Source organism: Streptomyces flavofungini, from assembly GCF_014650815.1.
GTDB classification, from domain to species: Bacteria; Actinomycetota; Actinomycetes; order Streptomycetales; family Streptomycetaceae; genus Streptomyces; species Streptomyces flavofungini.
Genome location: NZ_BMVR01000008.1, coordinates 23,145 through 37,071 on the forward strand (window position 1 = coordinate 23,145; position 13,927 = coordinate 37,071).

General features: G+C 72.3%; 15 protein-coding genes. 10 read left to right on the forward strand and 5 right to left on the reverse strand.

Annotated elements, in window-relative coordinates:
- Nucleotides 1–83: 83 nt before the first annotated feature.
- A complete protein-coding gene (gene rocD / locus IE274_RS21540) occupies nt 84–1,298 on the forward strand; it encodes an ornithine--oxo-acid transaminase (protein ID WP_233103113.1) in 1,215 nt (404 codons plus the stop codon).
- A 128-nt stretch (nt 1,299–1,426) separates the two neighbouring features.
- Here the strand turns inward: rocD and IE274_RS21545 are convergent, their stop codons facing one another.
- On the reverse strand, nt 1,427–1,837 hold the full coding sequence (locus IE274_RS21545; protein ID WP_190117506.1) for an AAA family ATPase: 411 nt from the start codon (nt 1,835–1,837) through the stop codon (nt 1,427–1,429).
- Between the two features lie 170 nt (nt 1,838–2,007).
- Nucleotides 2,008–2,370, reverse strand: a complete 363-nt coding sequence (locus IE274_RS21550) for a hypothetical protein (protein ID WP_190117507.1) — start codon at nt 2,368–2,370, stop codon at nt 2,008–2,010.
- Nucleotides 2,371–2,719: 349 nt separating this feature from the next.
- On the opposite strand from IE274_RS21550, the gene IE274_RS21555 reads away from it, so the two are divergent.
- A complete protein-coding gene (locus IE274_RS21555; RefSeq protein WP_190117508.1) occupies nt 2,720–4,162 on the forward strand; it encodes a condensation domain-containing protein in 1,443 nt (480 codons plus the stop codon).
- Here the strand turns inward: IE274_RS21555 and IE274_RS21560 are convergent.
- Complete coding sequence (locus tag IE274_RS21560) at nt 4,087–4,365, reverse strand: YciI family protein (protein ID WP_190117509.1); 279 nt, start codon at nt 4,363–4,365, stop codon at nt 4,087–4,089. The two genes, IE274_RS21555 and IE274_RS21560, sit on opposite strands and share 76 nt — an antisense overlap.
- A 68-nt stretch (nt 4,366–4,433) precedes the next feature.
- On the opposite strand from IE274_RS21560, the gene IE274_RS21565 reads away from it, so the two are divergent.
- Together IE274_RS21565 and IE274_RS21570 are read left to right on the forward strand one after the other, a co-directional pair.
- A complete protein-coding gene (locus IE274_RS21565; RefSeq protein WP_229909711.1) occupies nt 4,434–5,108 on the forward strand; it encodes a Crp/Fnr family transcriptional regulator in 675 nt (224 codons plus the stop codon).
- A 104-nt stretch (nt 5,109–5,212) separates the two neighbouring features.
- A complete protein-coding gene (locus IE274_RS21570; protein WP_190117511.1) occupies nt 5,213–5,548 on the forward strand; it encodes a hypothetical protein in 336 nt (111 codons plus the stop codon).
- Nucleotides 5,549–5,584: 36 nt separating this feature from the next.
- Here IE274_RS21570 and IE274_RS21575 read toward each other — a convergent pair whose 3' ends face one another.
- Complete coding sequence (locus tag IE274_RS21575; RefSeq protein WP_190117512.1) at nt 5,585–6,148, reverse strand: DinB family protein; 564 nt, start codon at nt 6,146–6,148, stop codon at nt 5,585–5,587.
- A gap of 113 nt (nt 6,149–6,261) precedes the next feature.
- On the opposite strand from IE274_RS21575, the gene IE274_RS40070 reads away from it, so the two are divergent.
- The 6 genes from IE274_RS40070 to IE274_RS21605 all read left to right on the forward strand — a co-directional run bounded on the left by IE274_RS40070 (nt 6,262) and on the right by IE274_RS21605 (nt 12,864).
- Complete coding sequence (locus tag IE274_RS40070; RefSeq protein ID WP_190117513.1) at nt 6,262–8,853, forward strand: tetratricopeptide repeat protein; 2,592 nt, start codon at nt 6,262–6,264, stop codon at nt 8,851–8,853.
- Nucleotides 8,854–8,957: 104 nt separating this feature from the next.
- Nucleotides 8,958–9,953: a class I SAM-dependent methyltransferase gene (locus tag IE274_RS21585; protein ID WP_190117514.1), complete on the forward strand. Its 996-nt coding sequence runs from the start codon at nt 8,958–8,960 to the stop codon at nt 9,951–9,953.
- Between the two features lie 107 nt (nt 9,954–10,060).
- A complete protein-coding gene (locus IE274_RS21590) occupies nt 10,061–10,594 on the forward strand; it encodes a GNAT family N-acetyltransferase (RefSeq protein ID WP_190117515.1) in 534 nt (177 codons plus the stop codon).
- 307 nt (nt 10,595–10,901) lie between these two features.
- Nucleotides 10,902–11,324 carry a hypothetical protein gene (locus IE274_RS21595; RefSeq protein ID WP_190117516.1) on the forward strand — a complete coding sequence of 141 codons (423 nt, stop codon included), beginning with the start codon at nt 10,902–10,904 and terminating at the stop codon, nt 11,322–11,324.
- Between the two features lie 180 nt (nt 11,325–11,504).
- The gene (locus IE274_RS21600; RefSeq protein WP_190117517.1) at nt 11,505–12,371 is read left to right on the forward strand and encodes a polysaccharide deacetylase family protein; all 867 of its coding nucleotides are present in this window, start codon (nt 11,505–11,507) and stop codon (nt 12,369–12,371) included.
- A gap of 115 nt (nt 12,372–12,486) precedes the next feature.
- A complete protein-coding gene (locus IE274_RS21605) occupies nt 12,487–12,864 on the forward strand; it encodes a hypothetical protein (protein WP_190117518.1) in 378 nt (125 codons plus the stop codon).
- 32 nt (nt 12,865–12,896) lie between these two features.
- Here the strand turns inward: IE274_RS21605 and IE274_RS21610 are convergent, their stop codons facing one another.
- Entirely contained in the window at nt 12,897–13,853 is a 957-nt protein-coding gene (locus IE274_RS21610; RefSeq protein ID WP_190117519.1) for a LysR family transcriptional regulator, read from the reverse strand.
- Nucleotides 13,854–13,927: the final 74 nt, after the last annotated feature.

Below are 13,927 nucleotides of genomic sequence, written 5' to 3' on the forward strand. Positions count from 1 at the left end.
ACGTGCCCGCCCCGAACCGGAAGAACGCGCACCGCGCCGTGAACCGCCGGAAGAAAGCGCACAACGACGTGCGCACGCGAGAAATGGAGCCCCCCGTGACTGCTACGGAAGACCTCATCGCCTCGGCCGAAGCGCACAGTGCGCACAACTACCACCCACTGCCGCTGGTGGTCGCCTCGGCGGAGGGGGCGTGGATGACGGATGTGGAGGGCCGCAGGTACCTGGACATGCTGGCCGGGTACTCGGCTCTCAACTTCGGCCACGGCAATCGGCGCCTGGTCGAGGCGGCGAAGAAGCAACTGGACCGGGTGACGCTCACGTCGCGGGCGTTCCACCACGACCGGTTCGCGGAGTTCTGCGCGCGGCTGGCCGCGTTGTGCGGCAAGGACATGGTGCTGCCGATGAACACGGGGGCGGAGGCCGTGGAGACGGCCGTGAAGACCGCCCGGAAGTGGGGGTATCGCGTCAAGGGGGTGCCGGACGGCCGGGCCAGGATCGTGGTGGCGAGCGACAACTTCCACGGGCGTACGACGACGATCGTCAGCTTCTCGACGGACCCGGAGGCCCGCGCGGACTACGGCCCGTACACGCCGGGATTCGACATCGTGCCGTACGGCGACCTGGACGCGCTGCGCGAGGCGGTCACGGACGACACGGTGGCGGTCCTCATCGAGCCGATCCAGGGCGAGGCGGGGGTACTGGTCCCGCCGCCCGGCTATCTCCCCGGCGTCAGGGAGCTGACCAGCGACTACAACGTCCTGTTCATCGCGGACGAGATCCAGTCGGGGCTCGGCCGGACGGGCCGGACGTTCGCGTGCGAGCACGAGGGTGTGGTGCCGGACGTGTATCTGCTGGGCAAGGCGCTCGGCGGCGGGGTGGTGCCGGTGTCGGCGGTGGTGGCCAACGCGGACGTGCTCGGGGTGTTCAGGCCCGGCGAGCACGGGTCGACGTTCGGCGGGAATCCGCTGGCGTGCGCGGTGGCCCTGGAGGTCGTCGCGATGCTGGAGACCGGCGAGTTCCAGCAGCGGGCCACCGAGCTCGGCGACCACCTGCACGCCGAGCTGGGCCTGCTCGTGGGCTCCGGCAAGGTCACGGAGGTGCGCGGGCGCGGGCTGTGGGCGGGCGTCGACATCGACCCGGCGCAGGGCACGGGCCGGGAGATCTCCGAGAAGTTGATGGACCTCGGGGTGCTGGTGAAGGACACCCACGGGTCGACGATCAGGATCGCGCCGCCGCTGGTGATCAGCAAGGAGGACTTGGACTGGGGGTTGGACCAGTTGCGGGCGGTTCTCGGGTAGGCCCGGGGGTTCCCAGGGGCCGGGGTCTGGGGTCCGGGTGAGGGCGGGGGTCGTCCGTCCCACCCGGTCCCACCCGGTCCCCCCCCGGGGTCCAACGGCCCCCGTTCCCCCGGTCCCCCGGCGCGGGGCTACCCGGTGGCCTCCGCGGCCCCCTTCTCGTACGCGGCCTCGACGGCGGTGGTGCCGAGGGCGGTGCGGGAGCGGGTGGTGGCGCGGTCGACGTCGGTGCGTTCGGCCGGGGGCAGCGGGGAGTTCTCGGCTTCGCGGAGGGCGGCGGCCTGGCCGAGGAGGGCGGCGGCGTCGGGGTGGTCGTCGGCGTAGTCGGTGATCAGGGGGCGGGCCGCCTCCAGGGCCAGGCGGGTCTTGCCTACGCCGCCGGGGCCCGTCAGGGTGACCAGGCGCTGGGAGCGGACCAGGTCGCAGACGCGGGCGATGTCCGCTTCGCGGCCGATCAGGTCGGAATTCCGCGGGATGGCGCCGGAGGCGGTGGCGGTCCGGTACGTGTACGAGTCGCTGAGCGCGGGCGAGGCGGCGTTCAAGACGCTGGACGGGGCGCTCGACGAACTGCTTCCGTGAGGAGCCCGGCGCTTCCGTACGGGGGCCGGTGATCAGCAGGGCCGGAAGGGCCGCCTGCGCGCATCCGCGCGAGTGGCCCTCCCTGTTGCCGAGGTTGCCGGGGTTGCCGGGGTTGCCGAGGTTGCCGGGGTTGTCAGGACGGCAGCGGCGGCGTGAAGCGGACCGAGCGGAGCGTGAGGCGTTCGCTGCCGTACCCGGTGTGCGGCCGCAGCGTGAACGAGTCACCGTCGCAGTCCGGCCCGGTGAAGACGTGCGCGAACTGGTCCGTCCGGTTGCGCGGCGAGTGGGCGGGTGAGCTGGAGTCCGGGTCCCCCACCTCCGGCAGGGTGACGCAGACCCAACTGTCCGGGTTGTCGATGGCGGCGATCTGGGGGCGGCCGTCGAGACCGCTGTACGTGTACTGGAACGTCCCCTCGGCCGCGGCGGCGGACGTCGGCAGGGTGACGATCAGGGCAAGGGCACCCGAGGCGGCGGCCAGGGCGGTGCGGAAACGCATGGAGGTCCTTTCGGAGCGTTCGGAGAGGTGGACGCACGTGCGCAACGGCTGTCGTTGCCCACCCCCTTGCCCGCGTATCCAGGGACTCGTACACCTCACCCCGAAGAGCGAGCGCCCACGTCGCGCACCCCGCGTGCGGAGCGTCCGGCACCAGCGCACGGAAGTGGCCAATGTGGCGCGAGAGGCGTGGTTGCGGCCGTACCGGCCGCGCGCGGAGGATGCCTCGCTGGGCCCCGGAGGATGCCTCGCCGGACCCCGAGGACACGTCGCCGGGCCCGTGGGCGTCAAGGCATGCCGGAACCATGATCCAGGCCGGGACATCGCGCCATGCCGGGAACGGAGAGACCGCGTGCGTATGACCGACATCCAGCGCTGCGAGATCCGCCCGGGGCGGGTCGTGGAGTGGACGCTGCACCCGAGGGCCGTCGAGACGGCGGCCGGCCTGCCGGAGGACTCCCGGCCGGCCGCCTACGTGCAGGAGTCCCATGTGCGCACGGCGCGTTCAGTGCGGGACGACGGCCTGTTCGTACCGACCTGGCTCGGCGCGGCCTTCGACCTCGCCGGGCCCGTCGACACCGAGGCCCTCCAACAGGCCCTCGCGGCCTGGACCGTACGGCACGAGACGCTGCGCAGCGGCCTGCGCTGGGACGACGGCGAGCTGCGCCGGTTCACGCTCGCCGCCGACGATGTCGCGCTGCACCGCCAGGACACCGGGACCTTCACTGACGCCGGCACCCTCGCCCGCTACCTGGAAGACCGCTTCGACACCGCCGCGAACGCCCTGAGCTGGCCCAACTTCATCTACGCGGCGGTGTTCAGGGAGGACGGCGCGAGCGTCTACGCCGCGTTCGACCACAGCAACGTGGACGCGTACTCGCTGTACCGCCTGCCCGCCGAGATCCACGACCTGTACGAGGCCGCCCGCGAGAGCCGCGCCGACCCGGCCCCTCCGGTCGCCAGCTACGTCGACTTCTGCGCCGTCGAGCGCGCCGACGCCGACCAGATCGACGACACGCACGCGGTCGTCGCCCGCTGGCGCGAGTTCATCGCCAGGTGCGGCGGGACCCTGCCGAACTTCCCCATCGACCTCGGCCTCGACCCCCAGGGCCCACTGCCCACCCAGAAGTTGCTGTGCGCCCCGCTCGCCGACGACGCGGACGCGGCGGCCTTCGAGGCGTACTGCCGCCCGTACGGCGGCAGCCTGGTCGGCATCCTGGCCGCCACCGCGCTCGTCCTGCACGAGATGGGCGGGCAGCCCGTGTACCGGGCCGTCGTGCCGTTCCACACCCGGGTGAAGTCCCGGTGGCAGGAGTCCCTCGGCTGGTACGTGGGCGGGGCACCCATCGAGATCCCGCTCGCCGAGGCGCCCGACTTCGACAGCGCGCTGCGCCTGGTCCGCGACGAGCTGCGCCGCACCAAGCCGCTGTCCCGCGTCCCCATCGCCCGTGTCCTGCACCAGCTCGGCGCCGACTTCAGGCCCACGTCCCCGGACCTGTACTCGATCGTGTCGTTCGTCGACACCCGGTCCGTGCCCGGCTCGGAACGCTGGCCGGACATGCGGGCCCACGGCCTGGTCCGCGTCTCCTACGGCGACAAGGTCTGCGCGTGGGTGGCCCGGTTCCACGACGGCCTGCACTTCTCCGCCCGCCACCCCGACACCGACACGGCGCACAAGAACATGCGGCGGTACGTGGAGGGGGTGCGGCAACACGTCTCTCACGTGCCGCGCGCGGGCCCCACGAGCGGTGTCCACGCGCGGACGCCCTGGACGCGTACGCCCGGAGCGCCGTAGTACGGGTCGGCGGCCATGATCTCCTCCAGTTCGGAGCGGTCGACGTCGAAGATCAGGACCGCGCCCGAGTCGTCCGCCCAGGGTCCGGCGGCCACCAGTCGGCCCTCGGTGTGCAGTCGGATCAGGCGCTGCCGGTGGGCGGGGCGGGCCGCGAGCCGTTCCGGGGTGCCGTTGTCGGTGAAGGCGAGTTCGAGGATCAGCATGCGGGGGACGGTACGGTCACGCTGTGACCAGGTCTGTATCGGCTGATACACGCGAGCGGTGGCACTCCTTGGGCGACGTTCCGCTCCTCGGGGCCCTCCCCGACGACGTCCTGCGGCGGCTGTGGCAGGCGTCCGTGCCGAAGGCGGTACCGGCGGGACAGGTCCTGCGGCACGAGGCCGACCCGGCCGCGCGGCTGCTGCTCCTCCTCGGCGGCAGGGTGACCGCCACCGGCACGACCGGCGCGGGCCGGGTCGTGCGCTTCGGGGAGTGGGCGGCCCCCTGCGCCCTCGACAAGATCGCCGTGATCGACGGCGGCGGGCACACGGCCACGCTCACCGCGCTCACGCCCTGCGTCGTGCGGAGTCTGCCCCGGCAGCGTTTCCTGACGCTGGTCGACGACGAGTCCTCGGTACGCCGCCACGTGCTGCGGGTGCTCGCGGGCAGCGCCCGCGAGCAGCAGGAGCGCCTGGCCCGCACGGCCACGCTGCCCGCCGGGGCGCGGGTCTCGGTCTGGCTCCTGGAGCGGGCCGCGGCGGCGCCCGGCGGCGGCCCCGTGCCCCTGCCCGGCGGCACCCAGCAGGCCCTCGCCGAACTGCTCGGCGTGACCCGCGTGACCGTGAACCGCGCCCTGTCCCGGCTCCGGCGCGACGGGCTGATCGACGTGCGGCACCACGCCGTCACCGTCCTCGCCCCCGAGTTGCTGGAACGTCGCGTTCACGAAGCCGGGTCGGACGTCCGGTGACGCGTCGCCCGCGCGCGGCAGGGGCGTGCGAGGCGCGGCACCAGCGGGAAACGCCCCCGCGCTCCCCTGTCGCCACCCGCCTCCGTCAGGAACCGTTGACGTTCATGACGACCACGCACACCTCGAAGACCACCCGCGCGGCCCTCGCCCTCGGCGCCGCCCTCGCTCTCTTCGCCGCCCTGCCCGCCAGTACGGCGTACGCGGCCAACGGCACGTTCTTCTACCGCTCGGCCCAGGCGGGCGACCTGGAGATGAACAACCCGGCCAACGGAGAGTGCCGTCTGCTCGCCCAGGGGGGCGCGGAGACCGCCTCGAACCAGACGGACACCAAGGCCACGGTTTACCACGACCATGGTTGTGAGGAGGTCCGGATCGTTCTGCACCCCGGGCAGGCTGCGAACTTCACCGGGTCGCTCCCGCACAGCGTGCAGTTCGGCTAGCCGCCCCCTCGGCGGTCCCGCCCGCGTCGGCCGTGGCTACTGGCCGACCCGGCCGTCGACGCACTCGCGCAGCAGATCCGCGTGCCCGCAGTGCCGCGCGTACTCCTCGATCCGGTGCACCATCAGCTCCCGGACCGAGGAGCCGTCCTTCAGCCGCTCCCCCAGATCCGGGTGGGCGGCGAGCGCGGCGTCGGTCGCGGCCTGCTCACGCTCCAGGTCGGCGTACGCGGCGTCGACCATGGCCTGGTCGGCGACGGCCTCCTCGAAGTCGGCGTTCTTCCGGCCGTACAGCTTGGGCGGGGCCTCGCCCTCGATCCAGCCGCGCCAGTCCAGTTCCACCTCGGCGAGGTGCCGCAGCAGGCCGAGGAGCGACATCGTCGACGGCGGTACGGAGCGCCGGGCGAGCTGCTCCGCGTCCAGGCCCTCGCACTTCATGCGCAGGGTCAAGCGATACCCCGACAGGAAGTCGAGGTAGGTCGGCAGCTCGCCGTCCGGGCTGGGGCCGTCGCTGTCGCGCGGGTCGTTGTCGGGGTCCGCCCACATGTCGGGGTAGACGCTCGCCTGGCTCCATCGCGCGGGTTGGTCGCTCATGCGCCCCATGGTCGTGCGCGGGGCACGGGACCGCCACTGCTTTACGCCCGGCGCCCGGTTCGGCAAGGAGCCGTCCCCGGTGGGCCCCCGGATGGCAGCATGGCGCTGGTGGAGGTGGGCGCATGGCCGGGGCGGGGCGTCGGGGGCGGTCGCGGGGCGAGTTGATCCGGGAGCGTACGCGGGCGCGGTTCGTGGGGCGGCGGGCGCAGGTGTCCCTGTTCACCGAGAACCTGACGAAGGATCCGGCGTCGGCGGAGGACCCGGCGGACTTCCTGTTCCATGTGCGCGGGGTCGGGGGCGTGGGCAAGTCGACGCTGCTGCGGCAGTGGCAGGAGGTGGCCCGGAAGGCGGGTGCGGTCACCGCCGTGGTGGACGAGAACGACGTCCACGGGGTGCCGCAGGCGCTGGCGGAGCTGGCCCGGCAACTGGCCGAACAGACGGGCCCGCTCAAGGAGTTCGACAAGGCGGCGGAGCAGTACCGCAAGGAGCAGGACGCGGCGGCGGCCGAGTCGATGCTCACCGAGGGGGCCGACGCGGTGGGCGCCGACGCGTCCCTGTCGAGCCGGGTGGTGACGCAGGCGGCGCTGGGGGCGGCGGCGCTGATCCCCGGGGTCGGGGCGGCGACGTCGATGGCGAATCAGGATGCGGCGGCGCAGGGGTTGGATCGGTTGCGTGCGGGGTTGCGAGGCCAGGGGGGCCGGGGTCGCCGGGGCCGTGGGGCGGACGCGAGCGGGCTCGGCCGGGCGTTCGTCGGGGAGCTGGACCGCCTGTCCGGGAAGCACGCGTGGGTGGTGCTGTTCTTCGACACGTGGGAGCAGACGGGGCGTTTCCTGGACGGGTGGCTGCTGGACCTGCTCCAGGACGAGTTCGGGCCGCTGCCGGCGAACGTGATCATGGTCCTGGCCGGACGGGACGAGCTGGCGGAACGCCCGTGGGCGCCGCTGCGGCCCCACGTCACGGACGTGCCCCTGGAGGTCTTCACGCAGACGGAGACCCGCGCCCTCCTGGCCGCACGCGGGGTGACCGAGCCGGACGTGGTGGACGCCGTCCTGCACCTGTCCCTCGGCCTGCCCCTCCTAGTCGAACTCCTCGCCCTGGCCCAGCCGGAGAGCGCGGAGGAGGTGGGCGCCGGGGCGGACGTGGTCGACGCGGCCGTCGAGCGCTTCGTCCGGTGGATCGACGACCCGGCCGAACGGGACGCGGTCCTGGCCTGCGCGCTGGCACCCCGCCTGAACGAGGACGTGTTCGCGGCGGCGGTGCCGGAGGAGGCGCGGCGGCTGTGGGGGTGGCTGTGCGGCCAGCCGTTCGTGAGCGGGCACGGGGATTTCAAGCAGTACCACGCGGTGGTGCGGGCGAGCATGGTGCGGCAGCGGCGGGTGTTCTCGCCGCAGCGGTGGGGTGCGGCGCACCTGCGGTTGGCGGAGGCGCACGGCGCTTGGCGCGCGGCGGTCCAGGAGGGCTTGCCCGCGTCGAAGCGGTGGGGCGACGCCCGGTGGCTCCGGCACCGCCTGGACGAGATGTACCACCGTCTGTGCGCCCGGCCGTCGGCCGCGTTGACGGCCGCGCTGGCGGTGGCCATCGGTGCCGCCGATGAGGATGTGGCGGTACTACGGCAGTGGACGGACGCCTTCCAGCAGGCGGCCCGCGACACGGCTGATCCGGATCTGCTGACGTGGGCCGATACGCTCCGCACCGCCGTCTCCGGCCAGGATCCGGCTCTGGGCTTCCTCACCGCCGTACTGAGCCATGACGCGCTGAGCGCCAAGCACCGAAGCCTGGCCCATACGTACCGTGGCAGGCTCCTCATGTTCGCCGACCGCGACGAGGAAGCACTCGCCGAACTCGATCGCGCCCTCACCATCGACCCCGACAACCTGCTCGGCCGGGTGCCTCGCGCGGAAGTGCATCGCAGGCTCCGGCACTTCGACGAGGCAGTCGCGGACTACACCGCTGTCATCGACAGGGACAGCGGCATGCCCTATGTCCGGGTGTTGCGCGGTTCGGTCCATCGTGAGGCCGGCCGGTACCAGGACGCCATCAACGACTACACCGCCGCCCTTGAGTTCGAGCCGACTCACGCCAGTGCTCTCTTCTTCCGAGGCCTCGCCCACCAGCGGACCGGACGGCTCGCGGAAGCCGTCCGGGACCTCACCACGGCGTTCGACCTGCAGCCCAGCGCGTCCCACTTCCAAGCGCAGCGGGGCGATGTCCACCGGCAGGCCGGTCACTACGAAGAAGCCATCAGCGACCTCACCGCCGCGCTCTCACACGACTCCGACCGCGTCTGGCACCGTGCCGTGCGCGGCATCACGTACCGGCAGGCAGGAGATTTCACGAAGGCACGGGACGATCTGTCCAGGGTCGCCGACCGCAGGGTCAGCGACCACAATTTCCCGTTCGAGCTGACCATGCTGGACACGGTCGAGTCAGGCCTCGCATCGTGCAGGCCGCACTGGGTGGAACTGCTCGCCCCGGACGCGCCACAGCCGCTCGAAGCCGGGTTCCGTGACGTCTTCCGGGCGCTGATCCTCGAACCGTCGCGTGACCTGGCCACCGTCACCGAGGCCTTCCTCTCCGCCGGTCCGACCCAGGCGGCCATCACCAACCTGCTCCTGTACCTCACCGAACTCTTCACCGTGGACGGCGACCTGGCCGCCCGCGCCCGCCACTGCCACCACCTCCTCACCACCGAGTCCACCCCCGTGGCCGACTAGGCGCTCTTGGCCGATCAGGCGCTCTTGATCATCTCCACCCGGAGCACCCACGCTTGCGAAGCCACCACCACGGCGGCACGGCGAGCACCGAGGGGACAGCGCACATGACCGAGAAGCGGGCCGAACAGCAGACCGGGAAGCGGGCAGAGCGGCCGACCGAGCGGCAGATCGGCGAGCCCAGCGAAACGCACACTGAAAACCCCACCCTGACCGGCAACGAGACCGCCACCCGCAGCTACTACGAATCCACCGACGTCGACCGCTTCTACGACATCGTCTGGGGCGGCGAGGACATCCACACCGGCATCTACGACCACGACACGGAGCCCGTCGCCGACGCCTCCCGCCGTACCGTCGAGCGCCTCGCCGACCGCCTCGCGGACCGCCTCTCCCCCGGCCGGACGGTCCTCGACCTGGGCTCCGGCTACGGCGGCACCGCCCGCTACCTCGCCGACCGCTTCGGCTGCGACGTCGTCGCGCTCAACCTCAGCGCCGTCCAGAACGAGCGCCACCGCACGGCCAACGCCAAGCGCGGCCTCGACCACCTCATCGAGGTCGTCACCGGCTCCTTCCACGAAGTGCCTTACGGGGAGCGGCACTTCGACGCGGTCTGTTCGCTGGAGGCGTTCTGCCACAGCGGCGACAGGACCCGCGTCCTCAGCGAGGCCGTACGCGTCCTCAAGCCCGGCGGGGCCCTCGCGTTCACCGACATCATGGCCGCCGAGGACACCCCCGCCGAGGCGCTGCACCCGGTGGTCTCCCGCCTCGGCGTGGACGCCCTGGCCACGCCCTCCTTCTACCTGCGCCGGCTGGCCGACCTCGGCCTGGCCCCCGTCGACTTCGACGACCACAGCGACCAGATCGCCCGGCACTACGTCCGCCTCACCGCCGAGACCCGCGCCCGCGAGGCCGACCTGCGCGCCACGATCAGCCCCGCGTACGTCGACGGCCTGCTGTCCAACCTCCCCCTCTGGGTGGACGCGACCCGCGCCCACCGCCTGCGCTGGGGCATCTTCCACGGCCGCCGGGCCCAGGTCGCTGCTGATGGCCTTGCCGAGCGGGGTGGGTCAGCCCTGGGCCCGCACCCAGGTTCTGACTAAAAAGAGCGTTCTACTGTGGCGGGGAGGAACAAGGGTGGGGTCCGGGTTCAGGTCCTCGCAGGTCACGGATTAACGCCGGGGCCCGCGCCTTCGGCAGGATGGGCCGTATGACCGAGATCCACACCCCCCGCCTCCTCCTCCGTCGCTGGCACGAGGGCGACGTGCCGTTCCTGGCGGAGATCAACGCCGATCCCCGGGCGATGCGGTGGGTCGGCGACGGCTCCGTGATCGACGCGGACACCACCGCCGAGGAGATCGAGCGGTGGGAGGAGGAGTGGGACGAGGAGGGCTTCGGGCTCTTCGCCGTCGAACTCCTTGGCTCGGGCGAGCTCATCGGCTTCACGGGCCTGTCCGTGGCGGAGTTCTTCCCGGACGTGGTGCCCGACGTGGCGATCGGCTGGCGGCTCGGCCCCCAGTTCTGGGGCCAGGGTTACGCCTCCGAGGCCGCCCACGCGACGCTGGAGTTCGCGCTCCAGGACCGCGGCATCGACCGCGTCGTCGCCGTCATCCGGGCCGGGGACAAGGCCTCGGAGAACGTCGCCCGCAAGCTCGGCATGGCGCCGGAGCGCGAGACGGACCACCCCGCGTACGGCGTCCCGCTGACCGTCCACGCCATCGACCTCACCGAATACCAGGCCTGAACCGCCCGGGGTCGGACCTGGCACGACACCTGGCCGAGCTCCACGCCCACTGGCCCGGCCCGGGGCGCACCGACCGTGCGGGCGGCGCTGCGAGCGGGACGTTCGGCGGTCACCCCGTGACGTAACGCCTCGCGGTCACCCCCATGACGTCACACCTCATGGCATAGCATCACCAGCTCACCCAATCAGGGTGTTTGTCGGTGAAAGCCGCAAGTGGGGCCCGGGTGCGGCCGATTCTGATCTCTGGGTGCGGGCCGTCCGGCCTGCCCCCACGGACCCGAAACACCGCCCACACCCTGGGGAGACCATGAAGTCATCGACGTACCGTGCCGTCCCGCTGGCCGCAGGCCTCGCGCTCGCCGCATTCGCCGTAGCCGCCGTACCGGCGACCGCCCAGGCCGAGGCGCGGGCGGCCCGGAAGGCCGTCCTGACGAACGCGGACGACGGCCGGACCGTGACCGTGGCCCCCGGGGACACCGTCGAGGTCAAGCTCACCTCCGTCCGCGAGGGCCACGTCAGGTGGACGTGGAGCGTCCCGGACACCGACAACGCCGCCGTGCTCCGCAAAACGGCGGGCAGCCCCCTGCCTGATGGCGGTGCCCGCGCCGACCTGAGCGCGGACAGCGTCGGCACCGCCACGGTCAACGCGGGAGCCAGCTGCGTCCCCGACCCCGGCTACGCCTGCCCCGCCGTCATCCGGCAGTGGAAGGTCACCGTGGAAGTGAAGTGAGGTGACGTCAGGGGCGTACACGCGGCCGTGGGAGGAGACTTGCGGTGCGCGTTTGACCCTCACATCAGTGTGAACGTTTGAGGATGTCTGTCGTGGGCGGGACACCCCCCGCACACGACAGGCACCAGACACAGCGGACAGCAGACAGCAGCCCGCAGCGAACGTTCCGAGGTGAGTGGGATGGACAACCAGCTCTACGACTACAGCCCCATAGTCGAGCGCGAACCGATCCAGTGGCCGGGCGGCGCCAAGGTCGCGTTCTACGTGGGGCTCAACATCGAGCACTACGAGGTCGACAAGCCGTCGACGTCGACGTTCCCCGGCACCGCGCACCTCACCCCGGACCCGCTGAACTACGGCTGGCGGGACTACGGCCCGCGCGTGGGCTTCTGGCGCACCCTGGAGACCCTCGACAAGCACCGGGTCCGGGCCAGCGTGCTCCTCAACTCCGATGTGGGCGACCGCTATCCGCAGATCATCGAGGCGGGCCGGGACCGCGACTGGGCGTGGCTCGCGCACGGCAAGAACAACTCGATCTTCCAGGCCGACATGACGGAGGACGAGGAGCGGAAGTACCTGACGGACGTCGTCGAGACGATCGAGCGGACCACGGGGACGCGGCCGCGCGGCTGGATGGGCCCCGCGCTCACCGAGACGTTCCGCACCCCGCACCTGATCAAGGAACTCGGCCTCGACTACGTCCTGGACTGGACGAACGACGACCAGCCCTTCGACCTGAACGTCCCCGGCATGTTCGGCGTCCCGTACTCCGTCGAGCTGAACGACATCAACCTCTTCGTCGGCCACAGCATGACCGGCCCCGACTTCGTGCAGATCGTCAAGGACCAGCTCGACCAGCTGCACGCCGACGCGGAGGCGGCGGACAGCGGCCGGGTGATGGCCCTCGCCCTGCACCCGTTCGTCATCGGCCAGGCGTTCCGCGCCAAGTATCTGGACCAGGCCCTGGAGTACGTGGTGAACCACCCGGGGGTGTGGGTGACGACGTCGGACGAGATCGCCGAGCACTACCGGAGCAGCCGGGGCTAGGGGGCGCGCGGCCGGGATGGAGGGGGCGCGCATGGCGGGGAGTGACTCCCACGGACAGGTGGATGCGGGCCGCGCCTTCTTGTCGGGGCCGCCCCGGTTCGGAACCGTTGCGTTCATGTTGAAGCGAACCAAGACGACGGCCGCCCTCGCGGTGGCGGGCACCGCGCTGCTCATGGCCCCGTTCACCACCGGCCACGCGGCCGCGGCGGCACCCACCGCCCAGGCCACCGCCCCGGCCGCCGCCCAGGCCCGCGCCGCCTGCGAGCACGGCGGCCCCCACACCGACTTCAAGGGCACCAGCATCCACATGCGCAACAAGCCCGGCGGCAGCCACGTCGGCTGGGCCAACCAGGGCGACTGCGCGTACTGGTACCAGGCCGACCCGGGCCCCCGCGTCCAGTGCCCGGACGGCAGCCACACCGTCGCCTGGCAGCTCGTCCAGAACAAGCGCACGGGCGTGGTCGGTTACGTCTCGGCGTGCTTCCTGGGCTGAGGACGATTCCTGGGCCGGGGCCGCTTCCTGGGCTAAGACCGCTTCCCGGGCTGAGGCCGCGCCCACGTCGGCCGCCAGGTCTCCGCACCCCCGAGGCCGTTCCGTGCGGCCAGCAGATGGTCCCGCAACGCGGCGAGCCCGGGGTGCGGATTGTCGGCGTGCCAGAGCAGTGAGTGCGGGTAGACGGGCGTCGGGTCGCGCAGCGGGATGAGCCGCAGGTCGTGTCCCGCGGGCCAGACGAGCGGGGTGCGCTCGCTCAGGAAGGTCGCCAGGGTCGAGGAGTCCGCGATCGTGTCGAGGAGCGTCTCGATGCCGAAGTGCGGGCTCGGGCCGAGCACGTCGATGGTGCACCCGAAGGTGGCGGCGAGCTCGTCGTAGTACGCGGCCCACTCGGTCCCTGGCTCGTTGCCGGGCATCCAGATCCGCTGCCCGGCGAGCTGCGCCGGGGTGATCGAGCGGGCGCCCGCGAACGCGTGGGCGGGCCCGGTGAACAGCATCATCGGCTCGTCGAGGACCGGGACGGCCTCGATGTCGGCGGGGAGCCGCCGCCCCGGCATGGTGACGGCGCGGAAGGTCGCGTCGATCGTGCCGGCCTGGAGGGCGTCGATCGCCGCGTCGGCGCCGAAGAGGGTGACGACGTCGAGGTCGATGTCCGGCCGCGCGCGGTGGAAGTCCCGCAGCAGCCCGGCCGTCGCCACCCGGCGCCCGACCACGTCGACGCGCAGCGCCCGGCTGCCGGGCCTGACGGACGCCGCCGCCCGCTCCTCGGCCTGGAGCAGCGCGCGGGCGTGCGGCAGGAACGCCTGCCCGTCGACGGTGAGCCGGACACCACGCGGCGCGCGCGTGAAGAGCCGCACGCCGAGGTCGGCCTCAAGGGCGGCGACCCGCTTGGACACGGCCTGCTGGGTGATCTCCAGATCGGCGGCGGCCTCCTGGAACTGTCCGCTGTCGGCGGCGGCGACGAAGGTGCGTACGGCGTTGAGATCCACGCGGCCACCTTACGCCCTACGTGCACAACCTCTGGTTGTACGAAACCTTCCCTCTGGTTGTTTGCGCGCCTGCC

Bases quoted from the DNA above. Each gene is read 5' to 3' on its own strand.
- rocD (WP_233103113.1), top strand. From the start codon at position 84: ATGGAGCCCCCCGTGACTGCTACGGAAGACCTCATCGCCTCGGCCGAA.
- IE274_RS21550 (WP_190117507.1), bottom strand. From the start codon at position 2,370: ATGCGTTTCCGCACCGCCCTGGCCGCCGCCTCGGGTGCCCTTGCCCTG.
- IE274_RS21560 (WP_190117509.1), bottom strand. From the start codon at position 4,365: ATGCTGATCCTCGAACTCGCCTTCACCGACAACGGCACCCCGGAACGG.
- IE274_RS21570 (WP_190117511.1), top strand. From the start codon at position 5,213: ATGACGACCACGCACACCTCGAAGACCACCCGCGCGGCCCTCGCCCTC.
- IE274_RS21575 (WP_190117512.1), bottom strand. From the start codon at position 6,148: ATGGGGCGCATGAGCGACCAACCCGCGCGATGGAGCCAGGCGAGCGTC.
- IE274_RS40070 (WP_190117513.1), top strand. From the start codon at position 6,262: ATGGCCGGGGCGGGGCGTCGGGGGCGGTCGCGGGGCGAGTTGATCCGG.
- IE274_RS21585 (WP_190117514.1), top strand. From the start codon at position 8,958: ATGACCGAGAAGCGGGCCGAACAGCAGACCGGGAAGCGGGCAGAGCGG.
- IE274_RS21590 (WP_190117515.1), top strand. From the start codon at position 10,061: ATGACCGAGATCCACACCCCCCGCCTCCTCCTCCGTCGCTGGCACGAG.
- IE274_RS21595 (WP_190117516.1), top strand. From the start codon at position 10,902: ATGAAGTCATCGACGTACCGTGCCGTCCCGCTGGCCGCAGGCCTCGCG.
- IE274_RS21600 (WP_190117517.1), top strand. From the start codon at position 11,505: ATGGACAACCAGCTCTACGACTACAGCCCCATAGTCGAGCGCGAACCG.
- IE274_RS21605 (WP_190117518.1), top strand. From the start codon at position 12,487: ATGTTGAAGCGAACCAAGACGACGGCCGCCCTCGCGGTGGCGGGCACC.